Genomic DNA, 16837 nt, shown 5'->3' on the forward strand with positions numbered 1-16837 from the left:
TTTGCTTTGTTTTGCTTAGCTTAGCTTAGATTAGCTATGCTTAACAGCAGTAGGCATAAGGCTTAACCTCTGCCTTAAGAGCAATCTGACTTTGTTTACCTAAGTAAAAAACCTACCTTATCTCGATAAATTAACTCTAGATTTGAGCTGTTTCTCGCAATACTTTTGCTGAGTTAAAAGCTTAACTACACCTCGATAGCATATTAAAAAAATAACTTTGGTTGTGAGCAGGTTTTTTGCTCGTAGTTTTACTCAATTCTATTTTTTTTTAAGAAAAAAAATCTATGCGTTTATCTTGGCTCAAACAATTATTTTGGGGGCTAAGTATCGGGTGTTTGCTTTTAACGGGAGTACAAGCTAACCCCACAGCTCAAGCCCAAAAGATCTTACAAGCGGGAAATAATCCTAACTCTCCCGAGTATCAAAGCTATTTAGCTTTGCGTAACGATCCTAAATTCATGCAGTTAATTACTCAACTCAATTGGCAAAACTTGCAAGATTTTAATTTTGCTAAGCTCACAAGTGCCCAACAACAGCAACTGGTTAAGCTAGTAGCAAGTATGCTCCAAGCTCCGCCAACTATAGTTGATCCTAGTCAACAAGCTACTTGGGATGCTAGCAAAGACTATGCCGAACAGGCTTCGGGAATAGCTTCACGCAGTCTTGCCCAAATGCCAAATCTGCAAATTACCCCAGAGCTTACCTCAGGCTTAGAACCTGGGCAAACCGCCCAAGTTAGCAAGCCTTGCTTTAAACAAACTAATAGTCAGGTTTCTTGTACGCAACCGCGCATTATTGTAGGTAAATGCATAGTACGTCCTACTTGGCAAGGGAGTAATACAGGCACTGGGGATATAGAGCAAACCCCAGCCTTTGCTAAGAATAATAAATCCTGTGGCAAAAATTGCTTTAGTACGCAAATTACGCTCACAGGCAAAGCTCGCTTTTATGAACAAAGCTTGGTAGTGTTACATGCCCTAGAAAAAATGCGTTTCACTGTCCGCCTTGTCGAGGGAGATGTTCCTGTGATTTACCAAGGACAGCAACTAAAGCAAAACGAAATTGATGTAAGTGAACATTATCAAGCTCGCAGTAAAACTCTGAGCCTAAAACTCACTAAACGTATAACACGAAATAGAAATCAAGATGTAACTTTAGAAGTACGAGGTTACTTTACGCGTGACTTAAAACCCACGCACATAGATTGGAACCTTGAATCCTGTCCATGGCAAAGATTAACCCAAGAGTTTAAACGTGGGCAGTTAAACGAGACAACCCATCTAGCTTCACTAAATATTGTCCCAGCATGGCTTATGCTCACGGGCATGGCACGTCAAGTTACGCCGCAAAATCTCGCCCAAGTGCCTTTAGTAGCTAGCACAAAACTTTATACAGCGCGTTGTTTAGTTAAACCAGTTGCTTTACCTACAGATAAAAAATCTTGCGTAAAAATTAATGGCAAAACCTATTGTCGGATAGCTAATCCTTACAACCCATATCTCGAAGCCAATGCTTTTTGTGAGCAAATCGAAATCACTTGGCAATACCCAACGCAAGTTAAAGCTAGTTGTAAAGATGCCTTAGCTCAAGCTCTCAAAGACAATCCACAGGGCAAATGCCAGTTAAAACAAACTACGTCTATTTACCAAACTAATCAAGTAGTAGCACAAGAACAAGATCCGTATAACTTGCAATATGCTCAAATAGAAAAGAACTATGCCAATAAAGGGCAAAGAGTTAGAGGAATTGTTGGTTATACCTACGAGTACCAGTGTAGTAAGATAACGCGCCAAGCTAATTGTGCCCAAGGAGTAGTGAGCAATACCGCTTATGACAATTGTCCTCTGGAAGTAAATGTAGAGGAGCTACAAAAAAATTACCGCATCTGGCGTACTGAAGTATGTGCCATGGGAAGAAATTGCCCGAGCTTTATAGTTTACGCCAACGCCAGTAAAAAACCTAAAGCTCAAGCTGCCAGTGCTACTTTTAAGCTCGAAGACTATTTGAGTAAACCAAGTTCGAGCTCAGGCACAGGTAAGGTAGTTTCTCTGCATAAAAACTGCCAAATTAGCCAACAAGATAATGACCTAATAAGCTATCGCTGTTGGCAACAGCAAAGCTTTACTACCTCGGTAGTTAAAACTCAAAGTAAATGTGCCAAATACACTTGTTCTCCTGGTGATATAGGCTGTGATCGCTTAACCCAAGCCCATGATGTAAGCAAGGCTTTAGCCTCATTTTCTCTACTTACGGGTTTACAAGAAGAAACTTCTTGTGATCCACGCACAGGCGTTTGTAGGCTCTTTGCGGGCAAGGCACACAGCTGTCGCTGTAGTGGCAAGGGCTTGGTTGATTGTTGTAATTTACCAACCCAAGCCTCACTCAATGACTATTTGAGTTTGGGATTTAAGTTAACTCAACTCAATGAGTATGCTTCGCGCTCTTTTGGTTATGAAAATCCTCTTGGCTCTTGGTCAAATTTAGGGGATCTAGTAAACCAAGGCTTTAGTAAAGCCTACCAGTTTAGTAAAAACAACCTCACTTCGCTTTATGAGAATTTTGTGGGTAATAGTGCAGCTACAAGTACTACTTTGGCTACTGCACCACAACAACCTCTGAGTCAACAGCAAGTGAAGTTCATGCAAAGACTATTAAACGGCGTTTACGCTTGGATAAAAGACAATCTGGGGGCTGAAGTAGCAGGACGCGTTTTTACTACTCAAGGTGCTAATGTAACTATTAACCCTAAAGTAACGCAAGCTTTTAACTATGCCATGTTTGTTTACACTTCCTACACCTTTGTCAAAAACTCCATGGAGTTAGCTTACGCTTGCGAGGAAAGAGAAGTAGAACTAGCCAATAAACGTAAACTGCGTTCGTGTACCACTGTAGGTACTTACTGCAGTCAACGCATTATGGGTTCGTGTATTCAAACTACCACTACCAGTTGCTGTTACTCTAGTCCTTTAGCCCGCATTCTCCAAGAGCAAATTCGTGCTCAATTAAATTTAGGTTTTGGTAGTGCTCAAGTACCTAATTGTGCCCCTCTTACTGATGCCGAACTAGAAAAAGTAGATTGGGACAAAATCAATCTCGATGAATGGATTGGCATAATGCTGGCTAACCCAGAGTTTGCAGCCTTAGGAGCAAAACTTGCAGATCAACGTACTCTCTTAAGTCGTACTACGCAACAAGGAATTTACGATCAACGTGAGGCAGGACAAAGAAACTCCGATCGTCTTTCCCATTTAGGCACTAATTTAACCCTAGATGCCTTTGTGAGTCGGGCGATAGAGTTTTTAATTAACCAACGTCCGTAAACCTAGAGAAGCTGGGGAGCGAGAGAAAACACTAACTCGAGTTCCCCATGTGTAAGCAAGTTAAATTAAGCCCAAGAGGCAAAGAACAAAAAAATCCTTCTAGTAAAACTACAAGTAGAAGGACAAAAAACAAAAAATCCTTCTAGCTAAACCACAAGCATAAGGACAAAAAACAAAAAAATCCTTCTAGCAAAAATACAAGCAGAAGGACAAAAAACAAAAAATCCTTCTGAGCAAATCAGCAGAAGGACAAAAAGTAAAAGATTAAACAGGCAAAAGCCAAAATAAAAAACTCTTTTGCCTAATCCAACATAACAGCCAGAATTACAAAATTCTTCTGGTTGATACAACCAGAAAAACAAAAAACACTTCTGGCTTATACCACAACCAGAACTTAAAAACTCTCAATAAACAACTTTCTCTAAGCCTCACTCTTCTTAGTGAGGATAAGAGAGGAGCACATGAAATACCTTTTTTCTCTTTTTTTTCTAATAAGCAGTCTAGCTTGGGGACAAACACCCCCAGCTGCTAACCTTATCTCTCCTCCAGGCCTTGTCTCTCCTCCAGGGTACGCTTACCCGCAAGGCAATGCCTACTTGCCAGGTCAGCCTTATCCTCAAGGTTATGGCTACCCTCAGGGCTATGCGTATCCGCCTAGCCATACTTACCCGCAAGGGTACGCTTTGCCACCTGGCTACCTTTTTTCTCCAGGCTATGCCTATCCTCCAGGATACGGCTATGCCCCAGGTTATCCTTATGTGCCACCCCAACCAAATGGCAATAACTTTTCTTATCAACCGCAAGATCAAGGTTGGTTCTACTACAACTGGGAACTCGAAGAAGATAAGCCCTTAAGCGAACTCCCTCAAGCTCTTCCCCAAGGCAAAATGACCTTGGAGCAACTACCCCCAGTTCCCGAACAAATAAGCGTCGCTTGGTTACGCACCAATTTACCAAAATACCTCGAGTTTGCTATGGACAATCCTAGCCAAGAAAATGTTCTTGCTTACTTGTACTTACAAACCTACGCTTCCCAGCAAGCTTCGGTGTTTAGTGAGCAAGCGCAACTGGTAACCCAAGGTAATGCCATTTTAGATAACAATGCCGTATTTCCGCAAAATGCCGTTGCCCGCCAATATCGCGAGCAACTAGCTGCTCAAATTCGTCGTGAGTTAATTCGTACCCATGCAGCCCAGTTAACCATGATCTTTACTATTTCAGGTGACTATGAAAGCAGGAACTTTACGGCCTTGGCAGCCAAGGCTGCCTCGAATCTGGGCATTAAAGTGCAAATTTACGAAGTAAATGCCCAAGTCTATCCCGAGCTTGCCCAATACTGGCATATGACCGATCTAAAAAGAATCAATGAGTTTATTAACTCCGCCCCAATCGAAATGGTACCTACGGTTAATCTCTTTAGCCCCACTGGGGGAGTTTTCTTAGTCGAAGGAGCTACGGATTTACAAGAATTTGAAATGCGCATTGTGCACTACCTCTATAAACAGCAGTTCATTAGTCGCGAGCAGTTTAATTTGGCACGGGGAATTATGAGCGAACGCTTACAAGACCCAGCTAAAGTAAGTGAGTTTATTAACCGTACTCTATTACAGCGAGAGTAATTATGAAGCACCTGCGTATATTTTTTCTCCTAATACTCCTGAGCACTAAAGCTCTAGCTCATCCTGGCAATCTTTACTACCTTTGGGCAAGCCAACCCCAAGAGTTTGTTTTAGTTAACTCCCCTTTGTTGCTGAGTGTAGAGCAAGAGCGTCAACTTTTAGCTGAGTATTATCAGCAACGTCAGGTAGAGCTAACACTTCTTAGCCAACTTGAACCTAAAATTGCCAAGCAAACTCAGCTTTGGCAAAGCTGGGTGCAAGAGCAAGATCCTCAAGCTCAGCACTTTGCTTTGTATAAGATATTTTCTTGGTACTACTTTAATTGGCAACTGCAAGCGCAAGTACTAGATAAGCATCCTAGCCCAAGTCAAGAGCTTGCTTCCTTACCGCCTGTCCTCGAACAAACTTGGCTTATTACCCATTTGCCAAGTTACTTTGAGGCAAGTATGCGTAGTCTGGCTCTAGACGATCTTATACGTACTTGGTATCTGCTCTGGGCAAGTGCTTATTTAGATGAGCAACCTGAGCTAGTACGTTTAACCTCGTTAGGCTTAATTGAGCAAGCTCTACGCCAAGCTGTATTAGAAAAAGCCTGCCAACATGTGCATTTAAGTTGGCAAGGTAAAGTAGAGCGCGAACAAATAGCTTTAGTGCAAGAGATCCAGAGTCAAGCTCAAGCTCTGGGCTGTAAGTTCGAATTAGTTGCCGAGGCAAGCCCTGCTTGGGGAAGACTCGATAAACTGCAAGTGCAATTAGGGCAAGCCCAACAAAGCTATAATCCGCAATTTTACAAACGCTCACTCGGCATGCGTTCTTACCAAGGACAAATGCAAGTTTTTTATACTCAAGCCCTGGAAATTATCTTGCTCGATTTTCTTTATAACCAAGGCCTCTTAGGCGCCTCACAAGTAAAAATTCTCTTAGGGCAAGGACAAAAGGTTGATCTCCTAGCCTTGTCCGCAGAGTTAGAGGAGGTTAAATAAATGTATAAAACTCTTTTTTGTTGTTCATTGTGGGCTCTGAGTTTAGGAGCCCTTGCCAATAACTTTAACAACTCCTTAAATCGCCATCTCAATAGTACTAGCAATACCACCAACCCCGCCCGCATTCAAGCCCTAGATCGCAATGTCTATTACGGAGGCAGTTTTATGCTCCGCAATCAACTGTTTAATACCCAATTAATCAACTTTGATGCCCCTTATATAAATGCTGGCTGTGGGGGCATAGACCTCTATGGCGGAAGCCTGAGTTTTATTAGTAAAGAGCAATTCAATTTGCTCTTAAAGTCCATTGCCTCAAATGCCGTGGGCTATAGCTTTAATCTAGCTTTAACCCATGTTTGCCCTACTTGCAGTCAAGTTACCGAGTCCTTACAACGCAAAGTACAAATGCTCAATCAGTACCTAGGCAACTCTTGTGCTTTGGCACAAGGGATAGTTAACGATACAGTTTCGGCCATAACTGGCTCTACGAACAATAAACTCAGCCTCATGGCCAATATCAAAGGCTTTGGGGATAGTTTTGCTAGTTTTTCTGGGCAAGCAGTACAAGCTAAACAAGAGGTAATCAAAGACAATAAAGTTAAACAAAACTTTTATGGCAATTTACTTATGCAAGCCATGCGAAAAGTTTACAAAAACGAGTTTAGTCAAGAAAAAATTCTTAGCATGATTTCCTTAACGGGAACGGTAATTGCCTTACCGCAAGCCAAGGGAAAAACTAGCGAAGACAACCTCAAGGTTTATGCAGGGCAATTAATTTCTTTTAGTCAAGTGCTCAATGGCGGAGCTATTTCCCAATATGCTTGTAGTGACAGTAAATGCGAGAACTTAAAAATAGTTACCGTGAGCCAAGAAAGTATTGCCCAACAAGTTAAAAAACTCTACCTTGGCGGAGCAGAAAATAGCCCTGACTTTTATGGGCAAGGGGTAATAGGCATGTACGAAAGTAATCGGGGTAGTTTAAGTGCAAGTCAAAAACGCCAACTTTTACTAATTGGTGAGGGAATTAATAGCCAAATTAAAACCCTAGCTTTACAAAGTCCAGCTGCTGCCCGTGATTTTGTTAACTATGCTGCCAGCTATATTGCCTACAAGTATGCCGTACAAGAAATAGAGTACACTTTTAGGGTGGTAATTACGGCCATGGAAGTTATGAACCAAAACCCTGCTTACCAACGCTTGCTCGAAGTAGTACAACGCAGTTACCAAGCCTATGCCGATGTAATTGCTACTTACTCAGAATTAGCAGATCCTAAAGCCGTAGTCGAGTACTACAATAACTTGCAACTGCAACTTAATCCGCATTATGGGCGTATTACCCCGAAATAACGAGGAGTTTTTATGTGGGATATTTATGTAATTGGCGATGTAAGGTTCTTAGGAGCAATCCTCAATGGCATAGCCATGATCTTTGCGGGAGATAGTATTTGGGTAGCTGCCAAAATCTTCTTGCTTTTAAGTGTGTTACATCTGGGCATTAATGCGGTGTTACAAAACTCATTTATGCAAGTACAGTATTTAGCTATTAGCTGGATGCTGTTAAGTGCTTTATTTGTGCCGCGTGTAGTAGTTAATCTACACGATCGCGAGAGTTTACTGAGTCGACAAGTGGCAGGCGTACCCATTGGCTTGGCAGTTTTTGCTAGTTTTACTAGCAGCATGGGCAAGCAAATGGCACAGATAATGGAGCAAGCTTTTACCACTCCGCAAGCTAACTCAACTACCCCCGCCGTAACCCAAAGTTTTGAGCAACTTTTACAACTGCGAGCTCGGGTGTTAGAGTCCATGCTCAGTAGCGGGAAAAAACCGCATTTGTACTATAGTTGGAATCAATATCTCGAACATTGCACTAATGTTGCCCTTGATTTACCAAGTAATGCCCAAGGAGCACAAAATTTAGCAAGCTTGCTAGGCAAAAGCCTGCCTGAAGCTTTGCGTCTTAATTCGGAAATTTATTATGTGCGAATTCGCAATAACGACGGACGCGAACAAGTGCTCAGTTGCAATGCAGCCTTTAATTACCTCAAACAACAAACGCTAGATCTAAGCCGGAGCTTAAGTCGGCAAGATCGCCAGAAAAGCTATAATCTGACCAGCTTAAATCGCGATATTACCAGCTTGTCAAATGGTCATCTCGATGCACAAAAATACATTATGGCTCTTTCTATGGCACAAATTATGGCACAACAACCTGATTACACTAATCTAGGGGCAGCTGTACTCAGCCAAAGTCTAGCCGACCTCTATAGTCAATGGAGTTTACAAGGGAATATTTTTACGAATACCGTAAAACCCTTACTCACGTTTTTAGAAGGCTTTTTCTATGCCATAGTCCCTTTTGTTTTTTTATTACTCATGCTAGGGCAATTTGGTTATCGCATGCTCGGTAAGTTTATTATGCTTTTGGTATGGTTACAAATGTGGCAACCCATTATTAGTGTAATCAACCTATATTACCAACAGAGTATAAGTCGCTCAATGCTCGAGTTAGAAAACTCTTATATCGCCGTAGACAGTTTTTGGGGTATAACTCTGTTCAATCAAAAGCTCGAAGCCTACTTGTCTACTTCAGGTATGCTTTTATCTTCGGTTGGCAGTCTAGCTCTCTTTCTCGTTTACGGTGGTGCCGTTGCGGCTACGAGCTTGGCAAGTAAACTTGCCCCAGCCGTACCTAGTGCCTCGGCAACTTTAACCCCAAGTGTAGTGCAAAGTGCTCCCGTAGTACAAGCGAGCTCAAGTTATACCTCGAGTGCTTATGAAGGAACACATAGATCTGGGGCTCAAGCTGCCGTTGGGGTCATTGGTATAGAGAGCTCACGCACGTTATTACAAAATGCCCAAGAGACCTTAACGCAAATGTCACGCTCCAGTTTACAAACTAGCAGTAGCCAATCGCAAAACTTTAGTCAAACGGCGAGTAGTTACAGCTATCAAGAGCAAGGGCAAGGCTCGCTCTATCAAGAAAGTAGCAATAAACAAGAGAGTATGAGCCAACAAACTACCCTAGGCTCTAACTCGGGCTATAGTTCGAGTACGAGTCATACAACCAGCAATAATCTGGGCTTAAGTGGCGGAGCGGGTCTAGGGAGCATGGGTGGCGGTAGTGGCGGCAAAGGTGGCGTAAGTGCAGGCATGAGTCAAGTTGGAAGCAAGGCAACTGCACATACAAGTGTTGAGACAAATACTAACAACCTGAGTAAACGCCAAGAACAAAGCACAGGACAAACTACTACTTCTCAAAGTCAAACTAGTTCGGGCACTAGTGCTAATCAAGGACAAGAGTCTCGCACGCAAGCAAGTCATGGACAAACCTATTTGACCGATACCAGCAGTCAATATGCTCAACAAGCGCAAAACTTGCAACAAACGCTTGACCGCCTTGGAGCTAATCAAAATCTTTCGGTGCTATCTCTTGCCCAAAACCTGAGCCAAAGTCCGCAAGCGGCTGCCTTTGTGCAAGAGTTAGTGGCAAGTAACGCGAGTTTGGCACATACCGCTCTGGCAAATCAACAAGCATTACGTCAACTGGTACCAGATAGCCAACAAAGACAACAGGCTGCCAACCTACAGGCAATCTTTGCTGATCGCTCAGAGCAAGGGGAGTATTATCGTGCCGTAGCTCTTTATACCGCTCTGAATGGGCAAGCGCCAACTGGGCAAATGCTTACGGCAATTCGTCAAGCAAGCAACCTTTACGAGCAAACTTCGCAAACCTTTAGTCAAGTTTGGCAAGGACAAAGTGAAGTAGGAGCCCAAGCCCAAACTAAACCGCAAGCTCCCCCTGCTTCTGATAACAGTGTTTATTATGTTAACCAAACCTCAGCAGAGAATACTGCTAAGCGAGGAAGAAAATAATGTTTAAAAGTACTTGGCAAACTCTCACAGGTACCTTGCCTCATACTTGGGATGAGGCAAGGGCAACCTTGTTTATTCTCCCTGAACAGCTTCCCCTTGAAAGGCAACTGCCTAAAATTATTGCTGCTGTGCTCGTTACTTGTTCTTTTTCTTTAAGGGTTTACCTCAAGCAAGAGCAACGCCAAGCCGTTTATGCTTATTTAAGTTGCTATTACTCAAGTCAGGCTTTTAGGGTACAAGGGAACCTCAAGGATCTAACTTGGTATCAACTTTTAACCCCCGAGCAAGTGCTTTGTAGAGTAGGAGAGCAAGAGTTAGAGAATAGCTTTGATAGCTCGGAGCAAGTAATTTGTTTAGCCGAACAACTTGCAAGTTTTAAGCAGATTCCAGCTAAGCTAGTAGTTTTTGTTAGAAAGCAAGAACTTGTACAAGTGCAAGAACTCCTAAGCGCACAAGGCATGCCTTTTAGAGTAGAAAACTGGGACGCCAGAGAAGCTAATCGCTTTTGGCAAGAGGTATATGCTCAACAAGCCAATCTCCTTGGCTACAAAGCAAAACAACTTCTTGCCCAAGTGAGTGAAGCTCAACCTGGCTATTTACTTCCTGCTTATTTACCTCTGGGACAAGAGTATTTACCCGCGGTTCCTGCTCAACTTGAACTTCTTGCCTTACCTAGCTGGGGACAAATGCGAGCTTTGCGTTTTAATCTCTTGCCAAGTTTTAATTTAGCGACTTTAGCTCCCAGTGAACTAGCTCTTGCCCATCAAACGCTAGGCAACCTCTTGGCATTAGAGTATAACCAGCAAGTGGTCAATCTCTATTGCTATAGCTCAGTGCCAACGCAGGAAACAAGGCAAGATAAGCCTGAGCAAGAAAGGCAAGGTGAAGGAGAAAGGAAAATAAAAGCAGAGCTCAAACTCGAACCCCAAGAAAAAACCGAGCTCAAACTCGAACCCCAAGAAAAAACCGAGTTTGAACTTGAACCTAAAGGAAAAACTGAACTCAAACTCGAACCGCAAGAAAAAACTGACTTCGAACTCGAACCCCAAGAAAAAACAGAACTCAAACTAAATAACTCAAGCGAGCCTGAGCTCGAACAAGTAAACAACCCAAAACTCAAGGCACCAAGCCAATCCCAAGTACAAGCTGAACCTCTAACAACGAACCCAAGCCAAGGCAAGACTTTTGCTGGCAAAGCGCAATTGTCGGAGCAAGATCCTCGTGTCCAACTTTTATTGCAAATAAAACAGCAAACTTGGCTAGGGCATCAACAAGCCCATTGGCAACAGGTTTACCAAGTATTGGAAAGATGGCAACAACAGCAAAGCAATAAACTCATAATAACCGCTCGAGTGCCTGATCTCCTAGACCTTACCATCTGGCAAGAGTTGCCTCTAGACTTTGTCCCGCAGCAACTCAAACTACATTGGTGGCAAGGGCAATTACTTCTCCCTGAGCAAGAGGAGCAAGATTGGTTACATCCTCAAGCCCCAGCTCGCACTTGGCACTGGCATCTCAGTCAAGAACTCTATTTAGATACTTTAGTAACTCAGTTGCTCACCGATTATGCTCAAGAGCTAGTTCCCTTGCTTTTAGCTGAACTATATCAGAGTCAAGAGCAAGCCTATTTAAAAACTCTCAGCTCTTGCTTAGCTCCACAAAACCTTGCTCAGGTTTTTTCGCATCAAGAAGAGTTGAGCCAAGAGCTTTGGCAAACGCCTTTGTTTTATGTAAATTGGGGCACGAGCATTGGGCAAAGAGTGGTTAACTATTTAAAAGCGCATGGCATTGCTTATCAGGATTTAGCTTTAGATTTTAGTTTACAACGCAAAAACTGGCCAGAGTACTCGACCCTAAGTAAAGACAAGACAGAGCAAGATCATTTATCTTCGCCCCTAGCCTGTCCATATACTCAGCACGAACTGCAAAACTCTCTTAGTGCCACTTGCTTCATGCCCCAACTCTGGCAACAACTTGAATCTAGTCATCTCGTACCCGCTTGGGGACAAGTCGAAGTCTACTTACCAAGTGCAAGTTTATTAGCCTTGTTTCCCGAGTTATTAGCAGCTTGCCCTTATCCTCAACTTGCACAAAACTTTATTGCTGTGTGGGATAGGTTCAAGCAACTGCTTAAACAACAAGCTTGGCAACAAGACTTTGCCCAACAATTGCAATCTCAGGCTACTTGGGTTGTACTTGGCAAAACGCCTTGGCTCAGTACCACTTGGCAACAGCATTTTCTTGCAGATTCCCAGCGTGCCCACAAGAACTTGCAGTTAAGTTCTGCCTATAACCAAGAGTTTGCCCTCTTGGGCTTAGAGTTATTAGAGCTTTTTCACAAAGTAAAACCACAGCTTTACAGCCCAGCCAAAGTAAACCTAGCCCAAGCTCTTGCTTATGAGCCTCTCGAGTTGTTTAATTTGGCTTTAGCCCAGTTACTCCAAGGGAAAAAAGCATCTCAATCTTCTTCAGGACAAGTAAGCTGGCAAGAGGTAATTAACCAACTCGAACAAGGAATTAGTTTACCTTGCAAGCAAGGCAAATACACCAGCTATGCTCTTTCCCATTGTTCCCCTGAGCTAATGGCAGGTAAAACTATTCTCTATCAAGAGGACTTTTTTACTAGTACTGCCTCAGTGCCTTTAACGCCATTACCTAGTTTAGTGTTACGCTGGCTAGACTTTAAGCTGGCGCATAGCTATCCGCAATACTTTCCTCAGTATATTCATCTCAGTCAGGTTGCTAGTTCCTTTGAGGTAAAGTACAGAGCTTGGCAAGCTCCGCTTGCCATGCTCCAACAAAGCCAACATCTTTGGCAACTAGCAAGGATAAAGCATTTTAGTCTCGAGCAGGTTAAGCCCAGTTTTATTACTTGGGTACATCTTATACAAAAACTGCAAGAGCTAGGGCGCGATCCTTGGCAAGCTCAACTTTTACTAAGTGCTTTAGAGCAAGAGAAAAGAGTTTGTTCTTGGTCGGCATGGGGACAAAAGTTCTTTGCCAAACCAGAGACTGAAAGTTTAGAACAAAAGTTGTTGTTTTATTTAATGCAATATCTTGAGGCTATTTTTCCCAGTAACTTTACAAGTTGGTTGGAAAACTACTGTAATGAACTGACAATTGCTTGGCAAAAGCAAGATATAACCTTGACCTTTACGAGCCCAAGCTTGCCCGAGCCTAACCAAAACACTATGCCCTTTACGCAACGGCATACTTGGCAAGAGCAACGCAAAGCTTGGGCACGTGAGCAAAGCCAACAAGTTTTACGCCAGTTACTTGATTGGGATAAGGTCTTTAATAGTGCTCAACTTTGCCAAGCTTGGCAAAAAGAACAAGTAAGGCAAGATATAGACCTCAAGGCTTGGCAAGCATGGCAAGGTACGCAGTTATATGCTCAGCTTGCTCCCTTGAACATAGATCTGTTAGCTTGGCAACAACTTTATCAAGACTTTTTTCTCTATCGCAAGCTTTTACTGCGTTTTCTTAAAGCCAAGCAAATTAGCTTAGCTCGGGGAGAGCATCTAGCTTGTTTAAGTTGGCAAGATAGCCACAGCCAACTACTTTCTTTACCTTGTCAATGGCTCGTCTACGATCCGCAAAAACTCGAACCCTTTGCTTATTGTGCCGAGCAACAACTTTGCCCCCAGCAAATTTGGGCATACTTTCTTTGGTGGCAAAGAAAGCGAGCTAAGTTAGAGCAAGATTGGAGTTTAAGAGAGCAAGCTCCTCGTGCTTTTGTGCAACAAGAGTTAGGCATCTACTCTCTTTCTCAGATTCATGCTCAGCTAACCCAAAGCTATTATCGCCGGGTACATCACCGCAGTAAAAGTCTAGCTCGAAGTTTTTTTACTAGTAAAAACTGGGTGGATTATCTGTACCAACAAAATAATTTAGCTAGCTTGCCTGTAAGTCAACTCTATCCTGAACATGACTTTGCTCAAGTTAGTAAGTACTTTACTAAGGAACCTGAACAAGGTTCACTTTGGCAAAGGTATGCAGGAATTGCCGAACACCTTGCTCAAGCTCCTCAAGTTCAACACCAAGTAGCAGGGATAAAGGACAACTTTCTCTGGTGGGCTTGGCAAGAACGTAATTACGCTAAGCTAGCTTGGCTTAACCCACAAAAGCTTCGCACCAACTTTGTGAGTTGCTTAGTTAAAGTCCAAGCCGAGCAACTAAAACAAGAACCTTTGCTAAGGCAAGAGCTAGAAGCTCAGTTCCTTACTCCACAAGCTTTACCTCGTCTTCTCAGTTTTACAGCCATTCAATGGCAGTATAAATACGCATTATTAAAAATTCATCACGAGCGTAATTTACTTCCTCTTGAGGTTTTACAACCTCACTATGACCGTTTAGTTGCAAACTATGGCTTGGGTTCAGAACCTAGCTTGATTGCACAAATTCGTACGGGCTTAAGTCGGGAAGGGTTACGTTGGTATAAGCAAGAGCAAACTCTAGCCGAAGCTGATTTAGAGCGAAGCAAAACTCCAGCCGAGACTGATTTTATGCGTGCTCAAACCACAGCCGAAGCTGATTTAATGCAAGCTCAAACTCCAGCCGAAGCTGATTTAGTGCGTAGCAAAACCCCAGCCGAAGTTGATTTAGTGCGTAGCAAAACCACAGCCGAGGTTGATTTAGTGCGTAGCAAAACCCCAGCCGAAGTTGATTTAGTGCGTAGCAAAACCACAGCCGAAGTTGATTTAGTGCGTAGCAAAACCACAGCCGAGGTTGATTTGGAGCAAGGTAAAACTCCAGCCGAAGCTGATTTGGAGCGTAGCAAAACCACAGCCGAAGCTGATTTGGAGCGTAGCAAAACTCTAGCCGAGACTGATTTAATGCGTGCTCAAACTCTAGCCGAGGTTGATTTAGTGCGTAGTAAAACCACAGCCGAGGTTGATTTAATGCGTAGCAAAACCTCAGCCGAAGCTGATTTGGAGCGTAGCAAAACTCTAGCCGAGACTGGTTTAATGCAAGCACAAACTCCAGCCGAAGTTGATTTGGAGCAAGGCAAAACCACAGCTGAAGATAATTTGGAGCGTGTTCAAACCACAGCCGAAGTTGATTTAATGCGTAGCAAAACCACAGCCGAAACTGATTCAGTGCGTGCTCAAACCACAGCCGAAGCAGATTTAATGCAAGCTCAAACTCCAGCTGAATCTGATTTAGAGCAAAGCAAAACTCCAGCCGAAGTTAATTTAGAGCAAGTCAAAACCACAGCCGAAGGTGATTTAGAGCGTAGCAAAACTCCAGCCGAAGTTGGTTTAGTGCAAGCTAAAACTCCAGCCGAGGTTAATTTGGAGCGTAGCAAAACCCCAGCCGAAGCTGATTTAGTGCAAGCTCTAACCCCAGCCGAAGCTAATTTGGAGCAAGACAAAAACTCAGCCGAAGCTAATTTAATGCGTGCTCAAACCACAGCCGAAGTTTATTTGGAGCAAAGCAAAACCCCAGCCGAAGATAATTTAGAGCGTAGCAGAACCCCAGCCGAAGCTAATTTAATGCGTAGCAAAACCACAGCCGAGACTGATTCAGTGCGTGCTCAAACCACAGCCGAAGCTGATTTAGAGCGTAGCAAAACCACAGTAGAGGTTGATTCAGTGCGTGCTCAAACTCCAGCCGAAGCTGATTCAGTGCGTAGCAAAACTCCAGCAGAAGCAGATTTAGAGCAAGCTAAAACCACAGCCCAAGCTAATTTCGAGCCTGACAAAACCTCAGCCTCAACAAATTTACCTCTTTCTTCTCAATCTCATAAAACAACCAAGCTAGCAGAACCTCGGCAAGGCTTTTGGCAAAGAGTTCTCCTCAAAGCAAAAAGCCTCTTCCCCCAAAAAGTAAAAGCTAGCTATCCTACTTCTACGCCAATAGAGCCCAGAGCTCTAGCTCATTATTGGTATGACTTGCGTGAAGATACTTATCTTACTTATTTACGTTTACAAGAACTAACGCCAGTCAAACAAATAAAGCTAGAGTTGGATTTAACTAATGACACTTCCCCTTGGCAATTACAAAACTCACAAGGCTTAGTTACCAGTTTAGCTTGCTTGCAAGTAAAAGAAGATCTTACCGAAGAGCAAGCCATAGCTCAAGCCTTTGCTCATATTTATAGTCCAGCTCAGATTCTTGCAAGCCAAGGTATTAGCCAAGAGCAGGTTCCAGCTCGCACCCCTGTCAGCTTAATTAGCCAAGATCTCTTAGCCTCAGGAGTTTATCTCGAACAAGTACAAACTCTCGAGCCTGAGAACTTGTCTCTGGCTAATACTTATTTAGAGCAAGAGCAAGAAGTATTAGCACCAGATTGGTTTTTTACGCAAATGGGAAGTGCTTTGCCAGAGCATGCAACTAATTGTCCCCCTGGTATTTACCTCAATGCTTTTGAGGGGAAACAAATAGCTTACAGCTATTTGTTTGGTCAAGCTTGTTACTCTATGCAGTTTGGTTATGAGAATAAGCATTTTATGCAAGCTTTGGCAGATGCTTATATAGATCCTCAGCTGGTGCAAACAAATTTTTGGGGAAAAGAGCAACAAGAGTACTTGCAAGTGCTTACGCCAGAAAAAGATCCGCAAGAGAGTTTTGCTTTTTATCCCCAAAGAGCAAGTCAAACGCGAGCCATGTATCAAGTGCAGGCTCAGGCATTAACTTCTGAAGTTAAAGTCCCCTTAAAAAGCGAACTGCCTTTGAGTGTAGACATGCACTTTGCTCGCTATCGCGTCAGCCATTTAGATTTGCATCTTGCCAAACAAAAACCTGAGCTCGAAGTTAATCAGCTCATGAGTAGAGCAAGGTTCTATTATCTCTTTTGGACTGATTTGCTCCCTCGCTTAAAAAACTATCATGCTTGTTTGGTGGGAAATATGGACTGGCAGTTTTTTGCTCCAAGTTCGGCACAACAACTTTCCCAGCTCTATATGTCCACCTACAGTGTGTATCATCTCAGTGCTGAGCAAGCAGAGCTTGCCCAGCAGTTAAGTCAAACTAGTCAAGCTTATGCTCAGTACTATTACCACTGGCGCTTAAGTCAAGTATTAGTACAACGCGAATAAGG

6 protein-coding genes are annotated in these 16837 nt (G+C 43.1%); all 6 read left to right on the forward strand.

Features of this window, described 5'->3' with window-relative positions; translation table 11 throughout:
- The first annotated feature begins 284 nt into the window (after positions 1-284).
- Positions 285-3320 (forward strand): conjugal transfer protein TraN, encoded by a 3036-nt coding sequence (gene traN / locus CJP74_RS00005; RefSeq protein ID WP_119496225.1) that lies wholly within the window; start codon positions 285-287, stop codon positions 3318-3320.
- Between the two features lie 461 nt (positions 3321-3781).
- Positions 3782-4939 (forward strand): conjugal transfer protein TraF, encoded by a 1158-nt coding sequence (gene traF, locus CJP74_RS00010; protein WP_119496226.1) that lies wholly within the window; start codon positions 3782-3784, stop codon positions 4937-4939.
- Positions 4940-4941: 2 nt separating this feature from the next.
- The gene (locus CJP74_RS00015) at positions 4942-5922 is read left to right on the forward strand and encodes a hypothetical protein (protein ID WP_119496227.1); all 981 of its coding nucleotides are present in this window, start codon (positions 4942-4944) and stop codon (positions 5920-5922) included.
- Positions 5923-7269 (forward strand): conjugal transfer protein TraH, encoded by a 1347-nt coding sequence (locus tag CJP74_RS00020; RefSeq protein ID WP_119496228.1) that lies wholly within the window; start codon positions 5923-5925, stop codon positions 7267-7269.
- Positions 7270-7281: 12 nt separating this feature from the next.
- Positions 7282-9795: a conjugal transfer protein TraG N-terminal domain-containing protein gene (locus tag CJP74_RS00025; protein ID WP_119496229.1), complete on the forward strand. Its 2514-nt coding sequence runs from the start codon at positions 7282-7284 to the stop codon at positions 9793-9795.
- On the forward strand, positions 9795-16835 hold the full coding sequence (locus CJP74_RS00030) for a flotillin family protein (RefSeq protein ID WP_119496230.1): 7041 nt from the start codon (positions 9795-9797) through the stop codon (positions 16833-16835). The genes CJP74_RS00025 and CJP74_RS00030 overlap by 1 nt, the downstream gene beginning before the upstream one ends.
- The last annotated feature ends 2 nt before the right edge of the window (positions 16836-16837 follow it).

The organism is Psittacicella melopsittaci (assembly GCF_003585925.1).
Classification (GTDB): domain Bacteria; phylum Pseudomonadota; class Gammaproteobacteria; order Enterobacterales; family Psittacicellaceae; genus Psittacicella; species Psittacicella melopsittaci.

Excerpts from the sequence above, each read along its gene's own strand:
- CJP74_RS00015 (WP_119496227.1), top strand. The coding sequence starts at position 4,942 with ATGAAGCACCTGCGTATATTTTTTCTCCTAATACTCCTGAGCACTAAA.
- CJP74_RS00020 (WP_119496228.1), top strand. The coding sequence starts at position 5,923 with ATGTATAAAACTCTTTTTTGTTGTTCATTGTGGGCTCTGAGTTTAGGA.
- CJP74_RS00025 (WP_119496229.1), top strand. The coding sequence starts at position 7,282 with ATGTGGGATATTTATGTAATTGGCGATGTAAGGTTCTTAGGAGCAATC.
- CJP74_RS00030 (WP_119496230.1), top strand. The coding sequence starts at position 9,795 with ATGTTTAAAAGTACTTGGCAAACTCTCACAGGTACCTTGCCTCATACT.
- traN (WP_119496225.1), top strand. The coding sequence starts at position 285 with ATGCGTTTATCTTGGCTCAAACAATTATTTTGGGGGCTAAGTATCGGG.
- traF (WP_119496226.1), top strand. The coding sequence starts at position 3,782 with ATGAAATACCTTTTTTCTCTTTTTTTTCTAATAAGCAGTCTAGCTTGG.